The organism is Kitasatospora sp. NPDC054768 (assembly GCF_053612025.1).
Genome location: NZ_JBSHBN010000017.1, coordinates 77,981 through 83,980 on the forward strand (window position 1 = coordinate 77,981; position 6,000 = coordinate 83,980).

4 protein-coding genes and 1 pseudogene are annotated in these 6,000 nt (G+C 71.7%); all 5 read left to right on the forward strand.

Features of this window, described 5'->3' with window-relative positions; genetic code table 11:
- The first annotated feature begins 212 nt into the window (after positions 1 to 212).
- Complete coding sequence (locus ACWGKU_RS07905; protein ID WP_452180491.1) at positions 213 to 626, forward strand: hypothetical protein; 414 nt, start codon at positions 213 to 215, stop codon at positions 624 to 626.
- A complete protein-coding gene (locus ACWGKU_RS07910) occupies positions 616 to 1,020 on the forward strand; it encodes a hypothetical protein (protein ID WP_359914327.1) in 405 nt (134 codons plus the stop codon). The genes ACWGKU_RS07905 and ACWGKU_RS07910 overlap by 11 nt, the downstream gene beginning before the upstream one ends.
- A gap of 423 nt (positions 1,021 to 1,443) precedes the next feature.
- Positions 1,444 to 2,487 carry a PstS family phosphate ABC transporter substrate-binding protein gene (locus ACWGKU_RS07915; protein WP_452180492.1) on the forward strand — a complete coding sequence of 348 codons (1,044 nt, stop codon included), beginning with the start codon at positions 1,444 to 1,446 and terminating at the stop codon, positions 2,485 to 2,487.
- A 237-nt stretch (positions 2,488 to 2,724) separates the two neighbouring features.
- The gene (locus ACWGKU_RS07920) at positions 2,725 to 3,318 is read left to right on the forward strand and encodes a hypothetical protein (RefSeq protein ID WP_387693984.1); all 594 of its coding nucleotides are present in this window, start codon (positions 2,725 to 2,727) and stop codon (positions 3,316 to 3,318) included.
- Between the two features lie 385 nt (positions 3,319 to 3,703).
- Positions 3,704 to 6,000 (forward strand): annotated as a pseudogene (locus ACWGKU_RS07925) (hypothetical protein); the annotation flags it as partial.

Consider the following 6,000-nt stretch of genomic DNA (forward strand, 5'->3'; position numbering starts at 1 on the left):
CCGGTTGCCGGTCGGTTCCGGAGCGGTTCCGGGCCGGTTCCGGGCCGCTTCCGGAGCGGTTCCCGATCGAGACGCGTGAAAGTTAAACGAGAGAGAACTTCCCGACCAACGGCGCAAGTTGTGAACGTTCTGGGCTTTCGGGGGCTCCGTGTGCACACATAGCTTTACTCCGCTCGGAGGGGAATCCGGAGGGCAACCGGACGGAGGGGGCAGTGAACGCTGCCGGCCGCGGCTACACCGCAGCAGGGGCAAGTCGAGGGGGGTTCCGCGCCGAACGGGCGGCGGACGGGCGCTACCGCTGGCAACTGAAGGCGCCCAACGGACGGGTGGTCGCGATCACCCCGGCCGCGTTCGAGACGGCCGGCGAGGCCGAGCGGGCCTTCGACGGCCTGCGGGTCGTGGCGGTCGAACTCACCGCGCGGATCACCCACGTGCGGGAGGGCATCGGCTGGATCTGGGTCGTCCCGGGTTCGCGGGCCCTGCCCGAGGTGCGCTCCAGCCGCGCGTACGAGCGGTACGCGACCTGCCAGAACGCCTTCCGGCGGTTCGTGGTGCTGCTGTCCAAGCAGCCGCCGCGCGAACTCCCGGAACCCGTGGTGCCGTTGAGACGCACCGATGGCCGCTGAGCGGCGCGGTCCGCGGCTGCTGATCGTGCCGGCGGCCGACCGCTGCCTCGGCTGGGCGCTGCGGGCCGCCAACGGTCGGCCGCTCGGGGTCGGGGTGCGGACCTACCGGAGCGAGGAGGAACTCGCCGAGTCGGTCCGGGAACTGCTGATCGAGCGGGCCGCGCTGCGATGTTCGGTCGGACAGTCCGAGGGGCGTCAGTGGGTCTGGGCCGCCTACCTGCCGGTGCGCAGCACCCGGCGGGGGGCGGCCGACGCCGTTCCGGTGGCCCGCAGCGCGCGGGGGTACCTGCGGCGGGACCAGTGCCAGGCGGGGGTCGAGGGGTTCCTGGCCGGACTCCAGTGGGTGGGGCAGGAGTTGCGACGGTCCGGGCGGGACGGCCGCTGGCCGCTGTGAGCGTTTGAGTCGATGACGGTCCGAGTCGGATGACGGACCGTCATTCCGGCGTTCCCGGAAGGGGATCCTCCATCGGATCCCGCTCCCGGAAGGGGATCCTCCATCGGATCTCCGTCCGTGCTGTTCCGGTGAAGGACAGGTTTCCGGCAACACTCCGAGCAGCCTCCTGGAGAAGAACGTCGACCGGGCTCGGAGCCCCGGCAGTGCCCCTGTCACGTGCACGCTGACCAGTGGCTAAACCTCGCCGAACCGATGAGTCGACATTCACCGGCCGGGCTCGACCTCTCTTCCGGCGGAACCTCCCCGGCGGACAGGATCGGCACTGCCGGTGAGGCCGCAGCGGACGCGGCCACACGGCCCCGAACTCCCGAACGGAGTACGGGTTTCACGCGATGTACGTCTCTCCCCCGGAGGAAGAGGAACATGCGTAAGACCGCTGCCAAGCTGCTCACCGTCGCCGCGCTGGCGACCTCCCTCGCCACCGTCGTCGGCGGCACCGCCGTCGCCGACCCGGCCACCGGTGTCACCCCGCGCGCCATCGACATCGTGGGCGTCGGCTCCGACACGACCCAGTCGGTGCTGAACCAGCTCGCCGCCGACTACAACTCGTCGCTGACCAGCTCCACCTCCCCGCGCCTCTACAGCTGGGACGCGATCCCGGCCGGCACCATCACCACCAAGACCGGTGCCACCGCGATCACCCGCCCGAACGGCTCCGGCGCCGGCATCACCGCGCTGAACGCCAACACCAGCGCCACCGTGGACTTCGCCCGTTCCTCGCGCGGCCCGGTGGCCACCGACCCGACGACCGACGACTTCGTCGCGCTGGCGCAGGACGCGGTCTCCTGGGCCGCCAAGACCGGTGGCAACGCCCCGGCGAACCTCACCACGGCGAACCTGAAGGACATCTACTCCTGCACGGTCACCAAGTGGAACCAGATCAGCGCGTCGCTCCCGAACGTCACGATCAAGCCCTTCCTGCCGCAGACCGGCTCGGGCACCCGTTCCTTCTTCCTGACCGCCATCAACGGTGGCGTGACCCCGCTCACCCCGGGCGCCTGCGTCAACAGCAGCGTCCAGGAGAACCAGGGCAGCGACACCCAGCTGAACGACGCCAACGCGCTGGTCCCCTACTCCGTCGCCCACTACATCGGCCAGGTGTACTTCGGCAAGGGCACCGGCGCCGACGTCCAGGGCCCGCTGACCATCCGCAACATCGACGGCAAGGCGCCGGTCGACACCGTGAACAAGGTCATCAGCGACACCTTCGTGGCCACCCAGTACGGCCGCGTGGTCTACAACGTCTTCCGTGACGCCGAGTGGAACGCCACGGACGCCCACGGCACCGCCCTGCGCGCCATCTTCGGCGCCGGTGGCTGGATCTGCACCAACGGTGCCACGGACATCCAGAGCTACGGCTTCCTGCCGCTCTCGCCCTTCGCCTGCGGCAGCGTCACCCACTCCTGATCGAACCCGCACCGCACCGGCGGCCGCAGGGGCCTCGCCCCTGCGGCCGCCGGCCCGGCCGAACCCCCGGACCGGGGAGCAGGGCGCACCACGGCCGTACAGCCGGGACCGTCCCTCCGGCACCCTCACCGGCCGTGCCGCCGGCCGCGTTCCGCCCCGCGGCGGCGCCACCCCGCACGAGCTTCCTCGAACCGCACCACCGATCACCTCTCCTCTCCCTCTCCCAAGGAGTTCGGCATGTCCCGCATCAGTGCCCGCCTGGCCGCGACCGGTGCCACCGTCGTCCTCGCCCTGACCGGTGTGAGCGGTGCGGCCGTCGCCGACACCACCGCCACCCCGGCCTCCGGCCAGGCCGTGATCACCACCGACGTGAGCTTCCTGGCGGACGCCGCGCTCAACGGCATCCTGGTCATCCCGCTGCAGCCGGCCGACCCGAAGCTCGACGCCGACACCGGCCTCACCGTGACGCTCCCGGTGACCGACGGCGCCGCGAACATCCCCGGCTTCTACGGGCACGTGCAGTTCGGCGGCGGTCTGCTCTTCATCAACCTCTCGACCGGCAAGAGCGTGACCTTCAAGCAGCTCGACTTCTCGGTGGCCAAGGGCTACTTCACCGCCGTGCCGAACGGTTCGACCACCCCGGTGCCGCTGCTGGACCCGCGCGGCAACAACGTGATCGGCCGCACCGGCACCACCCAGACCCTGAACTCCTCCAGCTTCCAGGTGGACGCGGCCGGCGCGAACTACCTGGACACCAACCTCGGCACCACGTACTTCAAGGGCGGCCAGCAGATCGGCTCGCTCGCGCTGTCCTTCACCCCGGCGAGCTGATCCCCGCTCCACCCGGCCGCAGATCGGAGGGCCCGCGCCTCGGCGCGGGCCCGCCGCATGCGGATCTTCCAACTCCGGTACGGAGTCGCCGCGTTGTGGTCTCGTACACCTGGCCGACCGGATCCCGCCATGTCCGGCTGGCCGAATAGTACGCACGGAATCGTCCGTCCCCAGCGCGATCCGACGCCCTCGCGCCGCTCCCTCGGCGGCCCGCATCTCCCGGAGGCCTCGCATGAGAACCCGCGTACCCGACCGAAGAGGTCGGGGAAGGTGGCGCCGTCGACTACCGGCCCTGGCCCTCGCCAAGGCGGTGGTGGCGGCGCTCGCTGTCATTCCGATCGGGTTGGGCGCGGCGCCGCAGGCTCACGCCGACTCCTCGACGACCGTGACCGGTCCGAAGGTGTGGATCCCGGCCGCCGGAACGTACGGCGACGAGGGCAGTGTGACGGTCTCCCAGACGGCCAACCTGACCAACCAGGTGCTCCAGGTCTCCTGGAGCGGCTTCACGCCGACCGTCACCCAGAGCGGCGGCCCGGTGACGACCACGCCCGTGGAGTCGACCCTCAACCTGTACGCGGTCCGGGTCTACCAGTGTCGCGGAACCGACCCCGCCGTGACGGACTGCTACGGCAGCACCCTCTACGGCGGCGACCGCGAGGCGGGCTTCGAGCAGCCGGCCCGCCCGGTGCACACGGAGACGCCGGACTGGCCCACGAACATGGTGCTGGCCCCGACCGGCCCGGACGGCTCGGGCACCGCCTCCATCGAGGTGTGGAGCGCCAAGGAGAGCACCACGCTCGGCTGCGACGCCACCCACCCCTGCTCGATCGTGGTCGAGCCGAACTACGGCGGCGACCCGACGGACCTGTACAACATCCGCGGCGGCAAGGCCGACTGCAACGACCACCGGATGGACAAGGACAGGTTCTACAACGCCGCTTCGGACGGCGTCATGAAGCCCGGCCGGATCAACTCGAAGACCAAGAACCGCACCAGCGAGCAGTGCGCCTGGCTCAACCGGACCGTGGTCCCGCTCTCCTTCGCGCCCACCCCGGACTCCTGCGTCGCGAGCGCCCAGGACTTCGGCGCCGCCGGTCTGGAGATGGCCAACCGGGCGATGCAGCAGTGGCGTTCGGGCCTGTGCCTGGGCGAGTCCCCGATGACCGTGGGCTACATCCCGGCCGGTGGCGAGCCGCAGGCCCGGTCGGCCTTCCTGGGCGGCAGCAGCAGCATCGACCTCGCGCTGACGGCCCGGCCGGACACGTCACCGCCCCCGCGGCCGTACGTCTACGCCCCGCTGGCGACGACCGGCATCTCCGTGACCTTCGTGGTCGACGACCCGAACACCGGTCGGCAGATCAAGGACATGAAGCTGAACGCGCGGCTGCTGGCCAAACTGCTGACCCAGTCCTACGCGTCGCCCGGTGCCGACATCCCGTCCGTGGCCGGCAACCCGATCTGCCTCTTCACCGACCCCGAGTTCAGGCAGCTGAACCCGGAGACCCCGGAGAACGGGATCAGCTGGCCGACCAGCTGCGGCGGAGCCCTGACGATCTTCCCCGGTGTCCCCGGCGGTACGACGGACTTCACCTACCTGCTGACCTCGTGGATCGCGGCCGACCCGGACGCCGCCCGCTTCCTCGACGGCGAGCCGGACCCGTGGGGCATGCACGTCGACAGCTTCTACCTGAAGCCCCGGTTCACCGGCTACCCGGCCGAGGCCTTCCAGCCCCAGGACATGTCCGGGACGAGCACGCCGCAGGACGGCGCCGACACGGCGCACTGGAAGCAGTTCGAGTGGGTGCCCTCCACCGAGGGCCTCTCCCGGGTCGCCCGCAACCAGGTCCAGAACCGCCCGAACTGCCAGCAGCCGACCTACAACGCCAACGGCGGGCACGACGCCTGCGCCGCGCAGCCGGCCGGCCAGCGCATGATGCTCGCCATCATGGACACCGCCCAGGCCAAGGCGTTCTCGCTGCCCGAGGCCACGCTGCTCAACCCGGCCGGCTCCTACGTGTCGCCGTCCACGGCCGGCTTCCAGGCCGCCGTCGCCGACATGCCGACCGACCCCGCCACCGGGGTCCAGCAGCTGCCCTACGGCACGCCCGACACCGCGTTCTCCCGTGACCAGCGGGCGTACCCGCTGAGCTACGTCCAGTACGCGATGGTCCCGACCGGCGGGGTGCCCGCCGCGAAGGCGGCCGTGATCTCCCGTTTCCTCAAGACGGTGACCACCACCGGGCAGACCTACGGCATCGCGCCCGGCCAGCTGGCCCAGGGCTTCCTCGCCCTGAACAACGCCCAGCGCCAGCAGGCCCAGCAGGCCGTCCAGCACGTCGAGGCCCAGGACGGCAAGCTGCCCGGCAACCAGACCGCCCCGCCGGCCGGGAACCCCGAACCGGGCACCCCGGAGAGCGGCAACGGCGGCTCGGGCTCCGGCGGCACCGTCGACGGAACCAGCCCGGTGAGCACCTCCGGCACCGGCACCACCAGCGCGGACGGCAACTCCGGCGGCACCGGCTTCGGTTCCTCCGGCGGCCTGTCCGGCGGCGGGCTCTCCGGCACCGGCTCCACCGGCTCCACCGGGACCGGCACGGCCGGCGGCGCCGCGGCCCCCGGTGCGGCGGCCGGCGGCAAGCCCGGCGCGAGCGCCGCGCCCTCCGGCGGCCCGCTCGCCGCGGC